General features: G+C 71.9%; 13 protein-coding genes. 9 read left to right on the top strand and 4 right to left on the bottom strand.

From position 1 onward, the window contains the following. The 3 genes from ACRDTB_RS28830 to ACRDTB_RS28820 all read right to left on the bottom strand — a co-directional run. Nucleotides 1-4,720, bottom strand: a 4,720-nt coding sequence (locus tag ACRDTB_RS28830; protein WP_431435315.1) for an amino acid adenylation domain-containing protein, incomplete at its 3' end; no start/stop codon positions are given. Nucleotides 4,721-4,804: 84 nt separating this feature from the next. Continuing rightward, nucleotides 4,805-5,704, bottom strand: coding sequence for a cupin-like domain-containing protein (locus tag ACRDTB_RS28825; RefSeq protein WP_431435314.1), 900 nt, complete (start codon nucleotides 5,702-5,704; stop codon nucleotides 4,805-4,807). Beyond that, complete coding sequence (locus tag ACRDTB_RS28820; RefSeq protein ID WP_431435313.1) at nucleotides 5,701-6,699, bottom strand: ketoacyl-ACP synthase III family protein; 999 nt, start codon at nucleotides 6,697-6,699, stop codon at nucleotides 5,701-5,703. The genes ACRDTB_RS28825 and ACRDTB_RS28820 overlap by 4 nt, the downstream gene beginning before the upstream one ends. A 237-nt stretch (nucleotides 6,700-6,936) precedes the next feature. Here ACRDTB_RS28820 and ACRDTB_RS28815 point away from each other — a divergent pair, with 237 nt between their 5' ends. Beyond that, nucleotides 6,937-7,077, top strand: coding sequence for a hypothetical protein (locus ACRDTB_RS28815; protein ID WP_431435312.1), 141 nt, complete (start codon nucleotides 6,937-6,939; stop codon nucleotides 7,075-7,077). Nucleotides 7,078-7,157: 80 nt separating this feature from the next. On the opposite strand, the gene ACRDTB_RS28810 is transcribed toward ACRDTB_RS28815, so the two are convergent. Continuing rightward, the gene (locus tag ACRDTB_RS28810) at nucleotides 7,158-8,393 is read right to left on the bottom strand and encodes an MFS transporter (RefSeq protein WP_431435311.1); all 1,236 of its coding nucleotides are present in this window, start codon (nucleotides 8,391-8,393) and stop codon (nucleotides 7,158-7,160) included. Between the two features lie 102 nt (nucleotides 8,394-8,495). On the opposite strand from ACRDTB_RS28810, the gene ACRDTB_RS28805 reads away from it, so the two are divergent. The 8 genes from ACRDTB_RS28805 to ACRDTB_RS28770 all read left to right on the top strand — a co-directional run. After that, nucleotides 8,496-9,335 carry an alpha/beta fold hydrolase gene (locus tag ACRDTB_RS28805; protein ID WP_431435310.1) on the top strand — a complete coding sequence of 280 codons (840 nt, stop codon included), beginning with the start codon at nucleotides 8,496-8,498 and terminating at the stop codon, nucleotides 9,333-9,335. A 249-nt stretch (nucleotides 9,336-9,584) separates the two neighbouring features. After that, nucleotides 9,585-9,986 (top strand): MbtH family protein, encoded by a 402-nt coding sequence (locus ACRDTB_RS28800; protein WP_431435309.1) that lies wholly within the window; start codon nucleotides 9,585-9,587, stop codon nucleotides 9,984-9,986. Nucleotides 9,987-10,123: 137 nt separating this feature from the next. Next, entirely contained in the window at nucleotides 10,124-11,731 is a 1,608-nt protein-coding gene (locus ACRDTB_RS28795; protein ID WP_431435308.1) for a DUF885 family protein, read from the top strand. Between the two features lie 73 nt (nucleotides 11,732-11,804). Beyond that, the gene (locus ACRDTB_RS28790; protein WP_431435307.1) at nucleotides 11,805-13,106 is read left to right on the top strand and encodes an MFS transporter; all 1,302 of its coding nucleotides are present in this window, start codon (nucleotides 11,805-11,807) and stop codon (nucleotides 13,104-13,106) included. Next, nucleotides 13,103-13,951, top strand: coding sequence for a formylglycine-generating enzyme family protein (locus tag ACRDTB_RS28785; RefSeq protein ID WP_431435306.1), 849 nt, complete (start codon nucleotides 13,103-13,105; stop codon nucleotides 13,949-13,951). The genes ACRDTB_RS28790 and ACRDTB_RS28785 overlap by 4 nt, the downstream gene beginning before the upstream one ends. Nucleotides 13,952-13,993: 42 nt before the next feature. Beyond that, nucleotides 13,994-15,010, top strand: a complete 1,017-nt coding sequence (gene sbnA, locus ACRDTB_RS28780; RefSeq protein WP_431435305.1) for a 2,3-diaminopropionate biosynthesis protein SbnA — start codon at nucleotides 13,994-13,996, stop codon at nucleotides 15,008-15,010. 17 nt (nucleotides 15,011-15,027) lie between these two features. Then, nucleotides 15,028-16,218: a cytochrome P450 gene (locus ACRDTB_RS28775; protein WP_431435304.1), complete on the top strand. Its 1,191-nt coding sequence runs from the start codon at nucleotides 15,028-15,030 to the stop codon at nucleotides 16,216-16,218. Nucleotides 16,219-16,228: 10 nt separating this feature from the next. Then, nucleotides 16,229-22,248, top strand: a 6,020-nt coding sequence (locus tag ACRDTB_RS28770) for an amino acid adenylation domain-containing protein (RefSeq protein WP_431435303.1), incomplete at its 3' end; no start/stop codon positions are given.

Here is a 22,248-nt window from a genome sequence, read left to right as displayed (position 1 = left end):
TCGTCAGCGACACGCGGTAGCGCTCGCTGAGCCTGCTCATGGCCTTGATCGCCAGCAGCGAGTCGCCGCCGAGGTCGAAGAAGTTCTCGCCGAGGTCCGGCTGGCCGATGCCGAGCAACTCGCCCAGCACCGCCGAGACCTCCGACTCGACCGGCGAACCCCGCCGCACCACCGGAGCCTGCCGGGGCACCTGCGGCAGTGCGGCCCGGTCTACCTTGCCGCTCGGGGTATGGGGGAGCACGGCGAGCGGCACCCAGCGGGCGGGCACCAGGTGCGCGGGCAACCGTTCCGCCACCGCCGCGCGCACCGCGGCCACGTCCACGGTCTGCGGTGTCACGTACGCGGCGAGCACCCCGTCCGGCGCCACCACCGCCGCGGCCGTCACCGCCGCGTGCGCGGTGATCGTGCCCTCCACCTCGGCCGGCTCGATCCGGTAGCCGCGCACCTTCAGCTGGCCGTCCATCCGCCCCGCGTACTCCAGCACGCCGTCCGCCCGGAACCGGGCCACGTCACCGGTCCGGTACATCCGCGCCCCTGGCGTCGCCGCGTACGGGTCGGGCACGAACCGCTCCGCCGTCTGCCCCGGCGCACCGCGGTACCCGCGCGCTACCTGCGCGCCGCCCACCCACAGCTCGCCGAACACGCCGACCGGCACCGGCCGCAGCGCCGCGTCCAGTACCCGGGTGGTCGTGTTCGCGACCGGGGTGCCGATCGGCACCACCCCTGCGGGCACGTCCCCAGCGCGGATCGCGAACCACGTGCAGCCGACCGTGGTCTCCGTCGGGCCGTACTCGTTGACCACGACCGTGTCCGGCGCGTGCCGGGCCCACGCCGCGAGCATCCGGCCGTGCAACCGCTCGCCGCCGACGACGAGCCGGTGCGCCGCGTTCGCGACGGCGGCCGGGGCCAGTGCCTGGTCCAGCACCGCCAGGTGCGACGGGGTCAGCTTCACGAGCCCGAACCCGCCGCGGGTCGCCAACGTCACCAGGTCCTCGGCGCTGCGCCCGCCCGCGCCGCAGGTCACCGGCTCCCCGGCCGCCCACACCGGCCACACCGACGTGACCGGCAGGTCGAACGCCATCGACGAGTACAGCGGTGCGCCGGCGCCCCGACGCGACCGGTACTCCTCCCGCGCCCAGGTCACGTAGTTCACCGCGTTGCGGTGCTCGACCTGCACTCCCTTGGGGACACCCGTCGACCCGGAGGTGAAGATCACGTACGCCAGCGCGCCCACCGGCAGTGCGAGACCGAGGTTCTCGCCCGGCTCGGCGGCGATCGCGGGGTCGTCCACCAGCACGACCGGAACGTCCACATCGGACATCACGGGCAGCTCCGGCGCGGTCACGACGAGCCGGGCCGCAGCGGCGCTCAGCAGCTGGGCCCACCGCCGCGGCGGGTCGGCCGGGTCCAGGGGCAGGTACGCCGCGCCCGCCTTCAGCACCGCGAGCAGCGTGGTCAGCAGTGCGGGACCACGCGGCAGCACGACACCCACGACGTCCTCCGGCACGACCCCGCGCGCGACCAGGAGCCGTGCCAACCGGTTCGCGGCCGCGTTCAGGTCGCGGAAGGTGACCGCCGCGCCATCCGCGCCGACGACCGCGGTCGCGTCCGGCCGGGTACGGGTGACCGCCTCCACCAGCTCATGCAGCAGCGCGATGCTCGCGCCGGACTCCGGGCCGCGGGCGAACACCGCCAGGTCCCACGTCTCGCCGTCGGTGAGCACCGGCAGGTCCGACACCGGCCGGTCCGGCGAGTCCGCGACCGACGCCAGCAGGGTCAGGAAACGGCCCGCGAACCGGTCCACCGTCGCGTGGTCGTACACGTCGGTCGCGTACTCGAACTCACCGGTGACGGATCCGTCCGGGCGCCGCACCAGGTCCAGTGTCAGGTCGAACTTCGCGGTGCGACGGGGGAGCGGCAGCGGTTGTGCCGCCGCACCCGCGACTCGTGTGGTCGTCACTTTCGCGACCGTGTAGGTGAACGACACGTCGAACAGCGGGTTGTCGCCCAGCACCCGGTCCGGCGCGACCCGCTCCACCACCCGGTCGAACGGCACGTCCTGGTGGTCCAGCGCGTCGAGCACCGCCACCCGCACGCGGTCGAGGAGCTCCGCGAACGTAGGGTTCCCCGCCGCGCCGGTACGGATCACCACCGTGTTCGCGAAGTGCCCGACGAGACCGGTGAGCTCGGGGTGCGGCCTGCCGGACACCGGGGTGCCGACCAGCACGTCCCGGCCGCGTGCGTGCCGGGTCTGCAACGCCTGGAACGCCGCCAGGTACAGCACGAAGCCCGTCACACCGTGCGCGGACGCGAGCTCGTCCAGGCGCGCCACGAGGTCGGCGGGCACGGTGAACCGCACGGTCGCCCCGTCGCCGTCCCGGACCTCGGGCCGGGGCCGGTCGGTGGGCAACCGCAGCCGGTCCACGCCCGCGAGCGCGCGCTGCCAGTGGTCGAGCTGTGCACGCGCCTCGGCCGACGCGAGCCACATCCGTTGCCATGCCGCGAAGTCCTGGAACCGAACCGGCAGCGGACCGTCCGATGTGGCCATCAGCTCCATGGCGAGCACGTCGAAGGACAGCCCGTCGCACGCGATGTGGTGGACCACGACGAGCAGCACGTGGTGGTCGTCGTCGGCCAGCCGGACGAGCCGCGCGCGGAACGGAAGTCCGTGCTCCAGGTCGAACGGGCGCTTCGACTCCGCCGCGAACAGGTCCGCCAGCGCCCGCTGTGATTCCACAGTGGACACCGCAAGAGGCTCGTCCGGAGCTGGTTCGAGCACCGGTGCCGGCTCCCCGTCCACCACCGGGAACCGCGTCCGCAACGGCTCGTGGCGCACCAGCACGCGCCGGAGCCGGTCCCGCAGCGCAGCCACGTCGAGTGGTCCGCGCAGCCGCAGCGCCCACGGCTCCACGTACGGGTCGCGGTCCGGCGCGAGCTGGTGCAGGAACCACAACGCGCGCTGGCCCGAGGTCGTCAGCGGCGGACCGGTGGCCGTCCCAGCCATACTGTCTCTAATAGACGATCCACTGTGGCGCGGCAGAGCCGCGATGGCGCCGATCGTCCGTACCCGCAACACATCCGCCACCGACGGCGCCTGCCCGGTGGCCTCCCGAAGCGCCGACACCAGCCGGGCCGCCGCCAGCGAGTCGAGGCCGAGCGCGACGTGGTCGTCGGCCGTTCCGAGGGTGTCGAGGCCGAGTGCCTCCGCGCACAGCCGCACCACCGGTGCCTCGTCCTCGGTGCGCGGCGGCACGTACGGCGCCGACCGGCGCGCGGGATCGGGCAACGCGCTCCGGTCGACCTTTCCGTTGCTGTTGAGCGGAAACTTTGCCAGCCACATGAACTCCGCCGGCACCATGTAGTCCGGTAGCAGGCCACGCAGGTGTGCCCGCAGCTCATCGGGGGCCACCGCGCGACCGATCAGGTAACCGACCAGGCGCGTGCCGCCGGCCGGTGTGGTCCTGGGATGCACTACCGCCGCCCGCACCCGGGGATGCGCCACCAGCCGCGCCTCGATCTCCCTCGGCTCCACCCGGTGCCCGTTGATCTTCACCTGGTGGTCGGCCCGGCCGAGGATCTCGACCCTCCCGTCCGGCAGCACCCGGCCCAGGTCCCCGGTGCGGTACCGACGCGCGCCGCCCGGCGCCGGCACGAACCGGGTCGCGGTCAACCCCGGCTGACCCGCGTACCCGTCCGCGAGCCCGCACCCGGCGATGTACACGTCCCCGACGCGACCCGACGCGGCCGGCGCCAGGTCCTCGCCGAGAACCGTCACCCGCTCACCCGGCAGCTCCGCCCAGTCCGTCAGCGTGCCGTCCCGGCCCAGCCGGGAGACCGCCGACCAGATCGTCGTCTCGGTCGGCCCGTACAGGTCCCACACCGGAACCCCCGTGCGGGACAGGCGCGCGGCGAGATCCGGAGGCATCGACTCGCCCCCGCACCACACCCGGAAGCCCGGCGGCGGTGACCACCCGCCGGTCAGCAGCAACCGCCACGTCGCCGGCGTCGCCTGCAGCACCGTCGCGCCGGAGCCGGCCAGCAGCCCGGCCAGCCTCGCCGGGTCGGTGGCGTCGTCCCGGTCCGCGACCACGACGGTGCCACCCGTGACCAACGGCAGGAACAGCTCCACGACGGAGATGTCGAATGCCGCGGTGGTCACGGCCACCAGCATGTCTCCAGCGCCCATTCCGGGCCGCTCCGCCAGCCCCGCCAGGGTCGCCGACACCGCCGCGTGCCGGACCGCGACTCCCTTCGGCCGGCCGGTCGATCCGGAGGTGTACATCAGGTACGCGAGCCCGGCCGGGGACGCCAGCGACCGCATCCGGCCCGCGCCAGGCGCGGTCGCCAGCAGCATGCGGTCCACGGTGGACGAGGCGGTCGCCGGCCCGCTCGCCATGTCGGTCAGCACCAGCGACGCCCCGGAGTCCTCGAGCACGTAAGCGATCCGCTCCACCGGGTGCGCCGGGTCGACTGGCAGGTACGCCGCGCCGGCCCGCCACACCGCGAGCAACGCCACCACGAGATCGACCCCGCGCGCCAGGCACACCCCAACCACGTGCCCAGGTCCGAGCCCGCGAGCGGTCAGGTCCGCGGCCACCCGCGCGACCCACTCGTCCAGCTCCGCGTACGTCAGCGCATGTCCCCGGTCGCGCACCGCGACGGCGTGCGGCTGGCGCGCGGCGACCTCAGCGACCTGCCCAGGGACGGGTCGCACGGTCATGCGAACCCGTCGGGCCGGCGCCTGCTGTAGCCACGCACACCGGACTCGGACTGCTCGAACACGTTCAACGGGTTCCGTTCGGGACTAGGAGATGTAGTCGTAGTACGACCGCAGACCTGGCATCAGCAGCCTGGGCGGCACCTTGGCGACCACGCCGAGCGCGAACAGCAGGTTGTAGCGCAGGTTCTGCAGCGGCATGCCGTGCCGCACCGCGGTCAGCCCGCGGATGGCACTCGTCCGGTCGTGCCAGTCGATGTTGAACGACACCGACGAGCTCAGTGACGTCACCTTGTGCAGCGTGCCGGGTGGCATGTAGAACAGGTCGCCCGCCTCCACGTCGCAGGTCATCACCGTCGCGCCGGCGAACGCGGGATGGCGGTCGAGGTCCGGAGCTTCCGGGTCGACCGACGCCCACCGCCAGTTGTACGTGTAGCACTTGTCCCGCTCGGCGTCGGCGACCATCACGAACCGCTTCCTGCCGTGCAGCTGGAAGAACAGGTTGTGGGTGAGCAGCGTGTCGAAGTGCAGCGGGGTCAGCGCCCGCGACGGTCCGACGAAGAACTGGGTGAACTTCCACCACTCGCTCCGGAAGAACGTGGGGACGTATTCCGCGGGAAACGGCTCGAGGTCCCGACGCAACACCGGGATCATCGACAGCAGCGGCACGTCGTGCAGGTACCCGGGCGGGTCGCCGGGGTCGTCGGTCGTGGCCTGACTCGCCTCCCAGGTCGCCAGGTCCCGCGCGTAGTCGGCGAGCCGCACCATTTCCGTGCGTCCCTCCGACACCGTGCCGACCTTCAGCCGAACCCGCTGGTCCGGCGCGATCTCGCCGAGATGGTCGGCCGACCATGTGGACACCGCCGGCATGCCCGCGACCGCGCCGCGCATCACCACGGGCATGCGGCCGACGTACTCCGCCCGGAACTCCTCCGGGGTCAGGCTAGGCCGCACGTCCACGGGAACGGGCTGGGCCGTCGTCGTCACAGCGTCATCTCCTGTCGTTGGTCCACGCCTGCCGCTCCCTCCGCCGCCCATGGGGGCGGCGCCACGACCTCGAGCACCGCGCAGCCATAGCTGAAGCCGAGTCCGTTGCCGCACAGGGCGACCACGTCCCCAGGGCGCACGGCGCCGGTCTCGGTGAGGTGGGTCAGGCCGCCGAACTGGTTGCCGGTACCGAGGTGGCCGACCGTGCGGCCCCATTCCCAGGTCGTCCGCGCCTCGTCGATGCCGAGTCCTTCGCGGAGCTCCCGGTCGACCATGTTGGCGCCGATGTTCGGGAACACCCACCGCGTCACGTCGCCCGGCTTGATGCCGGCCTCCGCGAGCGCCTGGGTCACGCTGTCCTTCTCCAGTGCCGCCATCGCGTCCAGCATCGGCAGCAGCGCACGGCGCTGCGCCATCAGGAAGGCGCGGCGGTCGGGAAAGTCCTTCGGGTCCGCGGCCACGGTGTCGGCGAACCGGCCGTCGCCCAGCACCACGGTCGACAACAGCCGCAGCGGGCCGGGCCCGTTGCACAGCACCACCGCCGACGCGCCGTCAGCGTCCACGCTGCCCGGATCCGCCCGATACCGGTTGACGCCGGGGCCCCCGTGCCGGTCCGCGGTGGTCACCACCGCCGCCATGCCCGGCCCCGCGGCCGTCAGGTACGCGGCGGCCAGCTGCAGGGCGGCCAGTGCGCCGTTGCACGTCTGCCGCACGTCCACAGTGAACGCACGGTGCGCGAGCGTCCTGCCGTGCACGTAGGCGGCGGGCACCACGTCGTCCGGCCCCTGTGGCGTGCTGCCGGTGTGCGCGTGCAAGACGATGTCCTCGGCGCGCACGGCGGACCGCGCGATCGCACGCGTGACGGCGCGCACCGCCATGTCCACGGGGAGCACGTCGTCGGCTACGGACACCGACCGGTATCCGTGCGCGGTGGACAGCTCCTCGTCGTACCGTCCGTCGGCGACCGCCGACGCGACATCTTCGTTGTGGCCCAACGCAAGGGCGCAAGATTTCACATGGATGTCAGTCCACCGCAACCTGTAACCCCCTTGGCCCCAAGGCTGTGGACACCGCGGGCTACCATACCCGACCACCGGCCGGTTGGGGAGAGTTCGCACGGATCCGCTTGGACGAGTCTCCCAGTTCTTTCGTTGTCCCGAGTTCTTGACCCGGTCGAGTGTTGACACGCTAGGGTTGCGGCGCAATTTCTCGTCCATTTTGGAGGTAAGCACATGAAAGCATTCCGTCACGTGCTCTCGCAGCTCGTCGACTCCGAGGACCTGAAGGCCCTCGACCCTGATGAGCTGCGGGACATGCTGTCCAAGTTGGACGACGAGGTCGTGTACGGCACCAACGAGGCCGTCGTCAGCTGACCCAGTCGTGGATTGCGAGGCCAGGGCGCCGCGTTCGTCGGCGCCCTGGCCTTCTTGGTTCGCGTGTGGCTTGCCCGTCGTCAGTCGACGATGGCCCGTTCCCGCGTGGCTCGCTCAGCCGCGGTGATCTCCGGCTCGGTGATCACCCGCAGTCCAAGCAGGAGCGACAGGCTGATCAGCGCGGTCACCGCGAACATCCCCTGCAGGCCGATCACCTCGGCAAGCGATCCGCCGAGCAGTGCGCCGAGCGGCATGCTGCCCCACGACACGATCCGTGCGGACGCCGACACCCGGCCCATCAGCTCCTCGGGGATGATGCGCTGTCGCATGGAGACACCCACGACGTTCCACACCATCATCATCGCGCCGTGCAGGACGAACGACGTCGCGACCAGCGCGACGTTCGCCGTCACCGCCGGCACGGCCTGCGCGGCCACGGCGGCGAGGATCGTCAGCAGCAGCACCTTCGAGCGGCCGAGCGCCTTCTCCGCGCGCTCGGTGAACAGCGAGCCGATCACCGCCCCGACCGCGGTCGCCGTCAGCAGCCAGCCGAACGCGTACTCCGGCAGACCCATCGCCGAGCCGGCGCCGACAGCGTAGAGGACGAACACGGAGTGGAACGCGATGTTGGCGAGGTTCATGCCACCGGACACCAGCGCCAGCGTGCGCAGCAGCCGGTGGTTCACCAGGTAGCGCACGCCTTCGCTGATGTCCTCGCGCATCCTGGTCTGCGTGGCGCGCTTGGGGACGAAACGCCCGCTGATCAGCACCAGGGCCACCACGGCGATCCCGTAGAGCGCGGCCGGCGCGAACACCGCGGCCACCGCGGCCACCGCGAACAGCATGCCGCCGCCGGCCTGGCCGACGAACGTCTCGGACACCTGGCGGGCCGCGAACAGACGCGAGTTCGCCTTGTTCAACTGCTCGTCCGGCACCATCATGGGCAGCGTCGCCTGCGCCGTGCCCTCGAAGAACACCTCAGCGACCCCGAGGAGCAACGCGAGGACACAGAGCATCCAGTAGCTATCCACATCGATCACCATCGCCGCGGCGAACACGCCGAGCGCGATGCCGCGCAACACGCTGGCGCTCACCAGGATGCGGCGCCGGTCCAGCCGGTCGGTGAGCGCGCCGGCGGGCAGCGATACCACCAACCACGGCAGGAACGCGAGCATGGTGACCAGGGAAACGAGGAACGGTGAGCGCGTGTACTGCACCGCGATCAGCGGAAGCGCGACACGGTACAGGCCGTCGGCGAGGTTCGACAACGTCGACGCCGTCCATAGTTTCCAGAAGCGGGAGCCCAGCGAAGCCATCGGCACAGGCTTCCAGGTCTCCCACCATCCTGTCCATCACCACACAGCGCGTGCCGATCGCGTGGCGTCGCGTCGATTTCGAGCAGTTTGAGTGAGGAATGCATGAACAAGGTCGTGTCCAAGGACGGCACGGAGATCGCCTACGAGACCACGGGGACTGGTCCGGTCGTCATACTCACCGGCGCCGGCATTGTAGGCCGATCGGATTATGCACCGCTGGCGAACGCGCTCGCCGCGCGGCACACGGTATACGTCTACGACCGGCGCGGCCGGGGCGACAGCGGCAACACCCTGCCCTATGACCAGGAACGGGAGGTCGAGGACATCGCCGCGATCGTCGAGGTGGCGCGCGGCGCGGACACCGGGGAACCGGTGTGCCTGCTGGGCATCTCCTCCGGCGGTGCGCTGGTGCTCGAGGCGGCCGCGGCAGGTGTCCCGGTCGACCGGGTCGTCGTGTACGAGGTTCCCTACTGTGCCACGGAGGACACCGCTTCCCGCTGGCAGAACTATGTGGAGGGGCTCTGGGTCGCGCTCGCGGAAGGGCGCGAGGGGGACGCGCTGGAACTGTTCATGCGGTTCTCCGGCGCGAACGACGCTCTGGTTGCGTCCGCGCGCAACTCGCCGAACTGGGCCGGCCTGGCCAGCGTGGCGCACCTGCTCGCGTACGAGGCGGCGAGCACCGGCGACGGAGTGCCGCCCGTCGCACGCCTGGCGACGATTTCCCAGCCCACGCTGGTGTTGACCGGCAGCGTGCCCGCGAACGCCCGGCTGGGTATGGGGGAGATGCCGCCGGACTTCTACCTGCGCGCCTCGGAGGCGATCGTCGACGCGGTGCCCGGTGCCAACGGCCTGGTACTCGAAGGTCAGGCGCATGAACCGGATCCGGTCAGGCTCAGGTCGGTCATGACGGACTTCTTTTCCGGCATTTCCTGGCAGCTGTGAGGCAATCTGTGGTAGGTGCGACAGGCGTCCGAGGCCACTGTGGAAGGTCTTGTCGTCGGACCATTGTGGAGAGTCTTGACAGTGTCCACCGGCCGCTCTAGCTTGTGGGTCAATCTCGCTGAGGGGACGTGATTCGTACTTTGTGGCCGTACCGTAAAGGGAGGTAACGGCCAGTAATCCCCCGACTAGGATGAGCTACGGGTTACATCCATGTTGTGGCGTCGTGGCTATGCATGAAGGGCTGCACGGGTGTTCGATGACGACAACGCAAAATATTTCGTGGTCGTGAATTCGGAGGAACAGTATTCGATCTGGCCGGAGGGTCGCGATCTGCCGGACGGGTGGACTGCGGTCGGTGTCGCCCGGCCCAGGAACGAATGCCTCGACCACATCGAGCGGGTCTGGACCGACATGCGGCCCAAGAGCGTTCGTGAGGCCCTCGACCGCGCCGCGAACTCGGAGAACTCCGGTTCGTTTGCCACCCAAGGAAGTCGCATGGTTCTCTCGCAGCTCGTGGACGCCGACGAACTCAAGGCCATGTCGCCGGAGGAGCTGCGCAACATGCTCGCCAACCTCGACGACGACGTGATCTACGGCGAGGACGAAGACGAGCAGCCACTCGCACCCAGGCCCGCGGCTGACGGGGCATAACACGCCCGGACGCTAAACATTTTCGTTTCTTCTCTTTTCATGTCGGCTCCGTGCGTGCCTTTTTTGTTGAATCTGGAGTTCTTTACTTGTCGACTCAGTCGAGCGGAGCGGTGCGGAGTGACCTGACGGCCGAAGTCATGGATTCCGTTGCCGGCGTGGTCGAGCACGTTTTCGAGCGTTATCCACAGGTGGGAAGGCGGGCGGGCAGGCACGATCTCGATGGCAGACTGCCCACCATCGAGCCCCCTGATCTGTCCGAGATGGACAGAATGCTCACCGCCGCGTCGGCCGGGCTCGATGCCCTGCCCGCCGACGCCGATCCCGAGCTGCGCGCCGACCTCGGCGTCGCGGTCCAGGTGCTCACCGACGAACGGTTCGGCATCGCCGACCTCGGCCGGGTCCACCGGGGCCCGAACGGATGGCTCGCGGAGACCGACGTCTCACTGTACCTGCGCGGGAACCACGCGCCGTTCGCCGACCGGCTCGCCGCGCTCGAACAACATCTCGCCGGCATCCCGTCGTTTCTCGACTCGGCCGCCGGCACGCTTGGATCCAGGCTGCCCGCCGGGGAGCGGATCAGCGGCATCGAGAACGCCAGGGCCCGCGCCGCGGGCATCCGCGACCTGGCCGGCCAGCTCGTGACCGAACGCCCCGAGCTCGCCGGCGGCCGTCTCACTGGTCTCGCCGACGACGCGAGCGCGGCGTGCACCCGGTTCGCCGACGCCGTGGCGGCCACCGCACCAGCCAGCGCGGTGTTCGGCCCCGACCGGCTCGCCGGCTACCTCATGGCAGCCGAAGGTGTCGACCGGCCCGTCGACGAGCTCCTCGACGAAACCGATGTCGAGGTGCGCCGGATCGTCGCCCGGCTCGACGAGCTCGCCACGAGGCTCGGCGCCGGGGACCGGCGCCAGGCCTACGAACTGATGAGCGAGCAAGTCCCGGACGGCCCGGTGGTGGACACCCTGGAACGGATCGTCGACCGGCTGCGGATGTTCTGGGCCGACCAGGACGTCGTCACGATCAGCAGCAGGAATGGGCTGGAGATCCGTCGGGCCCGCGAGTCCGCGAGCTCCGCCGAAGTCGTGTTCGACATCGGCGGACCCCTGGAGGTGGTGCCGCAGCCGCACATCCTGCAGGTGCCGGAACCGCGTGACACGCGCGAGAGCCGTGTGCTCCGCGACTACCTCAACGAGCCCATGCTCGAGATGATCGCGGTGCACGAGGTGTTCCCGGGCCACTACCTGCACTACGAGGCCACTCCGCCGACCGCGAGCGTCATCCGCCGCTGCGTGCCGTGGTTCCCCGGCGCCACCGAGGGTTGGGCCCACTACGCAGAGGCGCTCGCCGTCGAACGGGGTCTCGCCGACGGCCGCCCGCTCGTGGAGGTCGCCGCACTCCGCTTCCAGCTCGAGGCCGCCGCCCGGTCACTCGCCTTCCTTTCCATCCACAGTGGACGGTGGAGGTTCGGCGACGCGGTGACCACGGTGGCCACGCTGTGCGGGTGGTCGGCGGAACGCGCCACGCGCGAGGTGCTCGTCGTCGTCGCCGACCCCACCGGCGCCATGTACACCCTCGGCCGTCTGTGCTTGGGGCGGTGGCGCGTCCTCGCCGGCGTCGGGGACACGGAGGCCGACCTGAAAGCCTTCCACGACCGCCTGATCCGCTGCGGCAGCGCGCCGCTGTCCACGGTCTGGCGCTACTACCTCGACGGGCAGTGCGCGCCCGCACCGGGAGCGGCCTCATGAGCGGAGCTTGCGGAGCGAACCATCAAACACAGGGCGACCGCGAGCGGCTCGACCGAGCCTGCGAGGGGGAGTCGTGAGCGGCGAGCGGACCGACCCGGCACGGCTCGCCCGGTCCCGGTCCAACTTCCTGAAGCTGTGGATCGGGCAGGGCGTGAGCCAGTTCGGCTCCGAGATCTCCCTGCTGGCGATCCCGACGCTGGCGATCCTCGTCTACGACGCGACCCCGTTCGAGGCCAGCGTCGTCGGCGCGCTCGGCGTCATCCCGTTCACCCTGTTCTCCCTGCCCGTCGGTCCGCTCGCCGACCGGCTGCCGCGCAAGACCGTGCTCGTCGCCTGCGACGTCGGGCGGGCCGCTGTCATCGGCATGCTCGCGATCACGTACCTGGCCGGCGCGCACGAGATGTGGATCGTGTACGTCACCGCCTTCCTCGTCGGCACGTGCACGGTGTTCTTCGACATCACGCACATGTCCTACGTGCCGCACGTGGTCGCCGAGCGGGACCTGCTGTCCGCCAACGCGAAGCTCAGCGGCACCGCGTCGGTCGCACAGACCGCGGGCCCGAGCGTCGGCGGCCTGCTGATCCAGGCGCTCGCCCCCGCCCGGACCCTCGTCCTCGGTGCCGTCTCCTACCTCGCGTCCGCGCTCGCCATCGCGCTCGTGCGCACCGAGGAGCCCAAGCGGGAACGCCCGAGGCTGCGCCTCAAGCTCCTGTTCACCGAGATCGGCGAGGGTCTCGTGTACGTCCGGCGCACGCCGGTGCTCGCCCGCATCGCCATCACCAACGCGGTCGTCGACTTCGGTCAGGCCATCATCCAGGCCGTGTACCTCGTCTTCCTCTACAACTCGCTGCACCTGCCGCCCGCCCAGGTCGGCTTCGTGCTCGCGGTCACCGGGGTCTCGTTCACCATCGGCGCGGTGCTGCTGCCGAAGGTGACCGCCGTGCTCGGGTTCGGCCGCACCATGGCGTTCTCGATCCTGCTCGGCATGGGCATCGAGTTGCTCACGCCGCTCGCCATGCTGGGCTTCGCGTTCGTCGTCCTCGCCGGAATCAACGCCGTCGCGGGGGCCACCAACGCCTTCTACGACGTCAACCAGCTCACCTACCGCCAGAAGATCACGCCGGACGAGCTCCAGGGCCGCGTGCACGCCACCATGCGCATGACCTTCCAGGGCCCGGAGCCCTTCGGGTATCTCGCGGGCGGTGGGCTCGCCACGCTCGTCGGCGTGCCGGCGACGATCTTCACCGGTGCCGTGATCTCCACCCTCGGCGCCACCATCCTGCTCACCGGACCCGTACTGCGACTGCGCACGGCCGAGGAGATCACTCGTGCCCCCGCGCCCGTCGCGTCCGCACCTCAGAAGGAGAACTCGTGACCGAGACGACGACGGCCGACGTCATGTCCCCCGTGACCTTCCCCGCGGACTACTGGGTCACCATCCCGGGTGGGCCGTTCATCATGGGCTCCGACGAGACCCGCGAGGACGGCAAGCCGCTGGCCGCCGCGCCGGCGCACACCGTCGACGTGCCCGAGTTCCAGATCGGCCGCCACCTGGTGACCGTGCGCGAGTTCGCCCGGTTCGTGGCCGAGACCGGTCACGTCACCACGGCCGAGCAGGTCGGCAAGAGCTGGGTGTGGGTCGGTGATCCCACGGTCATCGTTCCCGACCAGGACCACCTGTGGAAGGAGATCGAGGGCGCCACCTGGCGCGCCCCGCACGGACCGGGCTCCACGGTGGACGGCAAGGACGACCACCCCGTCGTGCACGTGAGCTACCTCGACTGCGTCGCGTACACCGAGTGGTCGGGCACCCGCCTGCCCAACGAGGCCGAGTGGGAGAAGGCGGCCCGCGGCACCGACCGCCGGACCTACGCCTGGGGTGAGGAGGAGCCGACCCCGCAACTGTGCAACCACACGATGAACGTCGGCGACACCACCCCCGTCGGCGCCTACCCGAAGGCCGCGGGGCCGTACGGGGTGGAGGACATCGTGGGCAACGTGTGGGAGGTCATGGCCAACGGCTACCACCGTTACCCGTTCGACGAGAACAAGCCGCCGCGGGTGATCAAGACGAGGGTGGGCTCGATCGAGCTCGGTGTCATCCGCGGCGCCTCGTTCTACAACAACTGCGATCCGCGTGGCTGCAAGGCGTGGGTGCGGATCTACAACCTGCCCGAGTACTGCTGCTACGACATGGGATTCCGCGTCTGCGCCCGGTGAGCGCAGGGGAGCGGCAGGTACGCGCGAGACACGAAGAAGCGGGTGATCCGGATCGACAGGCCGTTGCTCGAGCGAGTGGACGCGTTGCTACGCGCGCTCCCGAGGGCCAGGGTCGTCCGCCTGCCGCACCGCGGCATCCGGCTCTACGCCAAGATGGAGTCGGAGAACCGGACCGGCAGCGCGAAGGACCGCGCCGCGATCTGGATCCTGCGTGAGGCTGTACGGCGCGGGGAGATCACCCGCGACACGACGGTCGTCGAGTCCTCGTCCGGCAACTTCGCGCTCGCGCTCGCCACGTTCCTCAACGAGCTCGGCGTGCGGTTCGTCCCGGTGCTCGACACGAACGTCAACGCCGCGACCGAACACACGCTGCGGCGGCTGTGTGCGCGGGTGGAGAAGGTGACCGAACCCGACGACGCGGGCGGCTACCTGCTCAGCAGGCTCGCCCGCGTCGCCCGGCTGCGCGAGGAGCTCCCGGACGTGTACTGGCCCGACCAGTACACCAACCCGGACGGTGGGCAGGGGCACTACGAGCTGACCGCGGGGGAGCTCCTCGCCGACCTCGGCCGGATCGACTACCTGTTCGTCGGCGTCGGCACCGGCGCCACCATCAACGGCCTGTCCCGGCGGGTGCGGGTCGCCAACCCGGAGACCACGGTCGTCGCCGTCGACGTCGAGGGCTCGGCCATCTTCGGGTCGCCTCCCGCGCGGCGGCGGATCCCCGGCATCGGGTCCAGCATCCGGCCGCCGCTGGTCGACACCGCGCGCATCAGCGAGGTGATCGTTCTGTCCGAAGTGGACGAGGTGGCCGGGTGCCGGGCGCTGCTGCGCGAACACGGCATCTACGCGGGCGGCTCCACCGGCTGCGTGTACGCCGCCATCACCCGCCACTTCGGCGACCGCGGTGACCGGGCCGGGCCGGAGCCGGTCGTCGCGTTCCTCTGCGCCGACCGCGGCGAGCCCTACGCCGAGACCGTCTACGCGGACAGCTGGGTCGCCGACCACCTCACGCCCTCGGGCGGATTCCCGTCGGGGCTGCTGCACGTGCCGACCTCGTGACCTCAGGGAGACACCGCGTGACGACCACCGTGTGGACACCGCCGCCCGCCGACGAGCGCGCGCTGACCGCCTGGCTGCGCGAGCGCTGCGAGCACGACCCGGTGCAGCGCGACCCGGACGGCGGCTGGCACGTCTTCGGCTACCAGGAGGTCAAGGAGGTCCTCGCCGACCACGGCTCGTTCTCCAACGCCGTCGTGCGGCCGTTGCCCGCCGACTCGCCGATGAAGCTGTACCGCGCCGGCAACCTGTCCTGGATGGACCCGCCCCGCCACCGGCAGCTCCGCGCGCTCGTCAACCAGGTCTTCACGGCCCGTTACGTCGCCGGCCTCGAGCCGATGATCCGGGAGACGGTCGAGACGTTCCTCGGCCAGATCCGCGGCCGGCCCGAGGTGTCCTATGTGGAGGGCTTCGCCTCGCCCGTCGTCGCCACCGTCATCGCCCGCATGCTCGGCATCCCCGGCAAGGGTCACCGGCTGTTCCGCCAGTGGTCCGCCGACCTGCTCGCGCTCGCCGACCCGAGCGTCGAGCAGAACGGGCTGCAGAAGGTGCTCACCAACACCCAGCTCGCCGAGGCCTACCTGCACCAGTTCATCGGCCGGCGCCGCGAGCACCCGGCGGACGACCTCACCAGCGGCCTGATCGCGTCCCAGGTGGAAGGTGAACGGCTCGGCGACGTCGAGATCGCCGGTCTCATCGCGCTGCTCATGTCCACCGGACAGGCCGCCACGCTCACGCTCGTGAACGCGATCATCGTGCTCGACGCCCATCGTGACGCGCTCGTCGCGCTGCGCGCCCGGCCAGAGCTGCTCGAACCGGCCATCGAGGAGATCATGCGCTACCGGTCCCAGACCACCAGAGTGGCGCGCAAGACCACCAGGGACGTGGTCGTCGCCGGGCACGAGATCCCCGCCGGCCGGTCCGTCACGGTGTGGTTCGCGGCCGCCAACCGGGATCCCCGCGTGTTCGCCCACCCCGACACCTTCGACATCGAACGCACGCCCAACCCGCACATCGCGCTCGGCCACGGCATCCACTTCTGCCTCGGCGCGCCGCTCGCCCGCATGGAGCTGCGCATCGCGCTGCGCCGCCTGCTCGAGACCACGGTGGACTTCGCCGTCGACCGCGCCGGGACCCGACTGCTGGACCCGCGCCTGATGTTCGGCGCGAGTGAGGCCGCCGTCCGCTTCCACTGGACCGACCGGGCATGAGGGGAACGCCATGACCGACCTCGTCCCGGGTGGACTCACCGCGCTGGTCGCCGCGCACGCCTACCGCGACCCGGCCAAGGTCGCGCTCTCGTTCGCGCCGGCACACCTCGACGGGGCCCGCGTCGACCTCACCTACGCCGGCCTGCGCGCCCGGACCGTGGCTCTCGCCCGGGTGCTCGCCACGCGGGTGCGGCCCGGTGCCCGTGTGCTGCTGCTGTTCCCGACCGCGCACGAGTTCGCGCCCGCGTTCCTGGGTTGCCTCGCCGCGGGCGTCGTCGCCGTGCCGGTGCCACTACCGATGGACGAGGGTGCCCGCCGCCGTGTGCTCACCGTCGCCCGCGACTGCGACGTCAGCCTCGTCGCGTCCCTGTCGTTCGTGCACGACCTCGCGCTCGCGAGCGACGACCCGGACCTGCGGGCGTTCGCCGAGGCGGCCGACTGGCTCCTGCTCGACCGGATGGACCTCACCGCCACCGACACCGCCACGTGCGACGACGACGGGGCCGGGCTGCCGGTGACCGACGCGGCCGACGTGGCGTTCCTCCAGTACACGTCCGGGTCCACCAGCGCCCCGCGTGGCGTCGTCGTCACCCACGGCGCCCTGCTGCACAACGAGGCCGCCATCCGCCGGTCCTTCGGCGTCACGCGGGACTCCACGATCGTGAGCTGGCTGCCGCTGCACCACGACATGGGCCTGATCGGCGCCATGCTCCAACCCCTCTACACCGGCGGCAAGGGAGTCATCCTCGACCCGCTGTCGTTCGTGCGCCGGCCCGCGAGCTGGCTGGAGGTGGTCAGCGCCGAGCGCGCCGACGTCAGCGGCGGCCCCAACTTCGCCTACGACCTGTGCGTCCGCAAGGTCACCGACGAGGAGAAGGCGGGGCTCGACCTGTCGCACTGGCGCGTGGCGTTCAACGGCGCCGCGCAGGTCTACCCGCGCACGCTCCGCGCGTTCACCGAGGCCTTCCGCGACACCGGCTTCCGGCACGAGGCGCACCTGCCGTGCTACGGCCTCGCCGAGGCCACGCTCCTCGTCACCACCGTCGCGCCGGACGGCTCCCGCGTGTTCGACACCGACTCCCTGGCCACCGGCGCCCCCACTCCCGCGAAGGACGGCCGCGAGCTGGTCGCCTACCGCCTGCCCGACCACACCGAGATCCGGGTGCTCGACCAGGAGACCGGCGCCGACCTCCGTGCCGGCACGGTCGGCGAGATCGCTGTGTCCGGCGCCAGCAACGGCGCGGGCTACTGGGACACCGACTCCTCCGGCACGTTCGGCGTCCGCGTCGACGGCCGGCCGTTCCTGCGCACCGGAGACCTCGGCTTCCTGGATGGCGGCGCGCTGTTCGTGGTCGGTCGGAGCAAGGACCTGATCGTCCAGCGCGGCCACAACATCCACCCCGAGGACCTGGAAGCCGACGCCGGTACCTGCGATCCCGGTGTACGGCCCGGCCGCACCGCCGTGTTCGGCGTCGACCACGACGGTGACGAGGCCGTCGTGGTGTGCCAGGAGGTGCGGGCCGACTCCGCACCGGAGCGCCACGCCGCCATCGCCGCCCGCATCCGCGCCACCCTCGCCCGCGTCCACGGGGTCACCGCGCACACCGTGCTGCTCGTCCCGCCCGGCACCGTCACCAAGACCTCCAGCGGCAAGATCCAGCGCTTCGCCGCCCGGCGACGGCACCGCGACGGGGTGCTCCCCGTCCTGCACGCCGACACGCTGACCACCCGCACGTCCTCGCTTGCCGAGCACCTGGCGGACACCGGGTTCGCCGGCCGGACCGGAGCCGACCGCACCGCCGCGCTCAGCGCGGCGCTGTGCGCCCACATCGGTGCCGTCCTCGGCTTGCCCGCGCCGCCGGCCAGCACCTCCTCACTCGTCGAGCTCGGCGCCGACTCGCTCGCCGCCGCCCGGCTGCGCCACGACGTCCAGGACGCGCTCGGCGTCGGGCTCCCGCCGACCGCCACCCTGCGCGCGGACTCCGTCGCAGACTTCGCCGCGACCATCTCGGCCGCACCGGCGGCCGCGCCGCACTCCGGCGGGAGCGACGGCTACGAGCTCACCTCGGCCCAGCGCGCGCTGTGGTTCCTGCACCGGGCCGGCCCCGACCGCGGCGACTACAACGTCACCAGGGCGTTCCGCGTCACCGGGACCGTCGACCCGGCCGCGTTCCGCGCCGCGCTGACCGCAGTCACCGCCCGCCACCCGAGCCTGCGGCTGGCCGTCACCAACCGCGACGGCCTCCCGCACGCCGAACCGCTGCGCGTGTCCGAGATCGAGGTCGAGGTGGTCGACGCCCGCGGCTGGGACGCCGAGCGGGACGCCGGCTGGTACCGCGCGTTCGCCACCCGGCCGTTCCCCCTCGAACGCCGCCCACCGCTGTGTGCCGCGCTGCTGCGCCGCGACGACGACTGGCGGTTCGTGCTGTCCATGCACCACATCGTGTGCGACGTGTCGTCCTACGCGATCGTCGTCGCCGACCTCGCCGCCGAGCTCGCCGGCGACCCGCCCGCCGCCCGGCCCGCCGTGGCGCCGGCCGAGGTCGAGCGCGCCACGGTGCGGGAGCGCGGCGCCGCCCTCGCGGACTTCTGGCGCGCGGAGCTCGCCGGCGAGCTGCCCACCCTCGCGCTGCCGAACGTGGGGGAGCCCGACCCCAGCGCACCCCACGAGGCGCTCACCTGCCACGCCGGCGCCGACCTCGCCGCCGCGCTCACCCGGTTCGCCCGTGCCCACGGCCTCACCGTGCACAACGTCCTGCTCGCCGCCTACCAGGTGTCGCTGCACCGGCTCACCGGCCAGCCCGACCTGCTCGTCGGCGTCCCGACCGCGGGCCGCACCGACCCGCGTCTCGCCGAGTGGGTCGGCTACCTGGTCAACGTCGTGCCGGTGCGGTCCGGCTACCGCCCGGAAACGCCGTTCGCCGAGTTCGCCGCCGCCACCCACGACCACGTCCTCGACGTGCTCGACCACGCCGACCTGCCACTGTCGGACATCATCCGGCTACGCAACCCGGACCGCGACACCGCGACGGCCACGATCTTCCAGGCCATGTTCACCTGCTACACGGCGGCGCTGCCCGGTGGCGCCGCCGTCGCGGGCGTCGTCATGGGGGACGCGGACACCGCCTTGCCGTGCGGTGAAGTGACCCTGCACGGCCACCCCGTGCCCGACCACACCACGCAGTCCGACCTCGGGATGAACGTCGCCGTCCGCGGTGACCGGCTGGACCTCCAGCTCCAGTACGACCCGGCCGCGGTGTCCCGGGAGCAGGCCGAGCAGGTGGCCACCACCTACCTCGCGCTGCTCACCGCGATCGCCACGGCGCCCGCGACACCTGTGCGCGGCCTGCCGCTCCTCGACTCCGAGGAGGTCGCCGCGCTCGTCGCCCGCGGCATCGGCCCCGACGTGCCCCGCCGGGAGAACTACCTGGACTCCTTCGAGCGCATGGTGGACCGGGCGCCGGACGTCGTCGCGGTCGACGACGGCACGCGCACGCTCACCTACGCCGAACTGGACGCGCGCGCCAACCACGCCGCCGCGCGGCTTCGCGCCCTCGGCGTGCGCACCGACCGGAACGTCGTGATGAGCGGTGACCGGTCCGTCGACTACCTCGTCGCGCTGCTCGCCATCCACAAGGCCGACGGCGCGTACGTGCCCATCAGCCCCAGGGAGGCGCCGCGGCGCGCCGAGGCGATGGTCGCCGCCGTCGAGCCCGCTGCGATCGTCGCGAGCCCGTCCGGCCGCCACCTGTTCGGCGACCGCGAGGTTATCGACCTCGCCGAGCTCGCGTCCGGGCACAGCACGACCCGCCCGCCCCGGCTCTGCCACGACCACGCCGCGTCGACGATCATCCACACCTCGGGCTCCACCGGGGTGCCGAAGGCCGCCGTTTCCACCAACTACGGCGTCACCAACCACATGTGGCAGCTGGCCGAGCACTTCGGTCTCACCGAGGCCGACTGCGTCGCGCAGACCGCGCCCGTGTCGTTCGACATCTCCGTGTGGCAGCTGCTGACCCCGCTGATGCTCGGCGGCCGGGTGCGGATCGTGCCAGAGCCCGACTCCCAGTCGCCGGCGAGCCTGCTGCGCGCCACCGTGGACGGCGGCGTCACCATGCTCGAGCTGGTGCCGTCCAACATCGTCGCGCTGCTCGACGCCGGGCTCGCCGACGACCCGGGCGACCTGCGCGTGATGCTCTCCACCGGCGAGGCGCTCACCCCCGACGTGCTGCGCCGGTGCGTTCGGGAGCTGCCCGGCATCCCCGTGCACAACGCCTACGGGCCCGCCGAGTGCACCGACGACGTCACCGCCGGGCTCTGCGCCGACGGCCCCGACGGCCCGATGACCACCTCCGTCGGCGTGCCGCTCGCCAACACCTCGGTGTTCGTGCTCGACGAGAACCTGGTCCCGGTGCCGCCGGGGGTCGTCGGCATCCTGCACGTGGGCGGCGGCGCGGTCGGCCGCGGCTACCGCGGCAACCCCCGGCGCACCGCCGAGATGTTCGTGCCGGACCCGTACGCGACCACGCCCGGCGGGCGGCTCTACCGCACCGGCGACCTCGGCCGCGCCGACGCCCACGGCAACATCGACTTCCTCGGCCGCGCCGACACCCAGATCAAGATCCGTGGCCAGCGCATCGAGGCCGGCGAGGTCGAGGCCGCGCTGCGGGACTGTTCCGGCGTCGTCGAGGCCGCCGTCAAGGTCCACACCGGACCGGCCGGCGCGTCGCTCGTCGGCTACGTCGCCCTGCCGGACGCGCCGGTGACGGAGGACGGCGCGGCCACCGTGCTGGACCTCGCCGACGACGAGCGGTTCCGCGCCGTGCTCGCCGAACACCTGCCCCGGCACATGATCCCGACCATCCTGGCCGCGCTGCCACGCCTGCCCAGGTCCAAGAACGGCAAGGTCGACTACCGGTCGCTCACCTTCACCGCGCCGGAGACCACCGGCGCCACCGCGAGCGACCTCGACGACCCGCTCGCCGTGACCGTTCGGTCCCTGTGGGCCGGGCTCCTCGACCGCGAGACCCTCGGCTGGGACGACAGCTTCTTCCAGCTGGGCGGCCACTCCCTGCTCGCACTCGCCATGATCGACCGGATCAACGCCCGCCTCGGTGTGCGGCTGGTCGTCGACGCCGTGTTCGCCAACCCGCGCCTGCGCGACTTCGTCGCCGCCGTCCGCGCAGCCGACCCGGCCACCGCCACCCGTGCCGCCTCGGCCACCGCGCCGGCCGACCCGACCCGACCGGTGCCGGCGAGCGCGGCGCAGCAACGGTTCTGGTTCCTCCACGAGATCGACCCCGACCGCCCCACCTACAACATGCCCGGGGTGCTGCGCCTGCGCGGCGAGCTCGACGAGGACGCGCTGGAGACCGCGCTGCGCGCCGTGCTCGCCGCGCACCCCGTGCTGCTCGCCCGGTTCGCCACCGACGGCGGCGAGCTCACCTGGACCGCGCGGCCCTCGGCCGACTTCACCCTCGACCGCGTCGACCTGCGTGGGCCGGTCGCCGAGTTCGGCGAGGAGATCTTCGACCGGCTCGTCGCCGACGAGGCCGACGTCGTCGCCGACCTCCGCCAGGACCTCCCGTTCCGCGCGCTGCTCGCTCGGCTGGGCGAGCAGGACTGGGGGCTGTTCGTCACCATCGACCACATCGTGTGCGACGGCTGGTCGCTCACCGTGTTCCTCACCGACCTCGCCGACCGCTACGACCGCGTGCTCGCCGGCGACACCACCGAGCCCGCGGCCGCGACGTACGGCTTCGCCGACTACTGCCACGACGAACGTGCCTGGTGGGACAGCCGCGACCGAGCCGAGCTCGCCGAGCTCTGGCGGGACGTCGCCGGCCGCCCCGCCGCCCGCGCACCGCTGCCGGACCGGGCCGCGCCGGCCACGGCGGACGACGTGGAGGCGGGCCGGCACACCGACCTGCTCGCCCCCGACCTCGCCGGCGGCGTCCGCGCGCTCGCCAGCCGTGCGGGCGTCACCCCGTACCTGGTGTTCGCGACAGCGCTGGCCGCGCTCACCCACCC

Origin of the sequence: Actinophytocola sp., from assembly GCF_050699935.1 — a bacterium.
Taxonomy (GTDB): domain Bacteria; phylum Actinomycetota; class Actinomycetes; order Mycobacteriales; family Pseudonocardiaceae; genus Actinophytocola.
The sequence above is the reverse complement of the archived record's forward strand: the minus strand, read 5'-3'. Positions and strand labels throughout refer to the sequence as shown.

Excerpts from the sequence above, each read along its gene's own strand:
- ACRDTB_RS28810 (WP_431435311.1), bottom strand. The coding sequence starts at position 8,393 with ATGGCTTCGCTGGGCTCCCGCTTCTGGAAACTATGGACGGCGTCGACG.
- ACRDTB_RS28805 (WP_431435310.1), top strand. The coding sequence starts at position 8,496 with ATGAACAAGGTCGTGTCCAAGGACGGCACGGAGATCGCCTACGAGACC.
- ACRDTB_RS28815 (WP_431435312.1), top strand. The coding sequence starts at position 6,937 with ATGAAAGCATTCCGTCACGTGCTCTCGCAGCTCGTCGACTCCGAGGAC.
- ACRDTB_RS28795 (WP_431435308.1), top strand. The coding sequence starts at position 10,124 with ATGGATTCCGTTGCCGGCGTGGTCGAGCACGTTTTCGAGCGTTATCCA.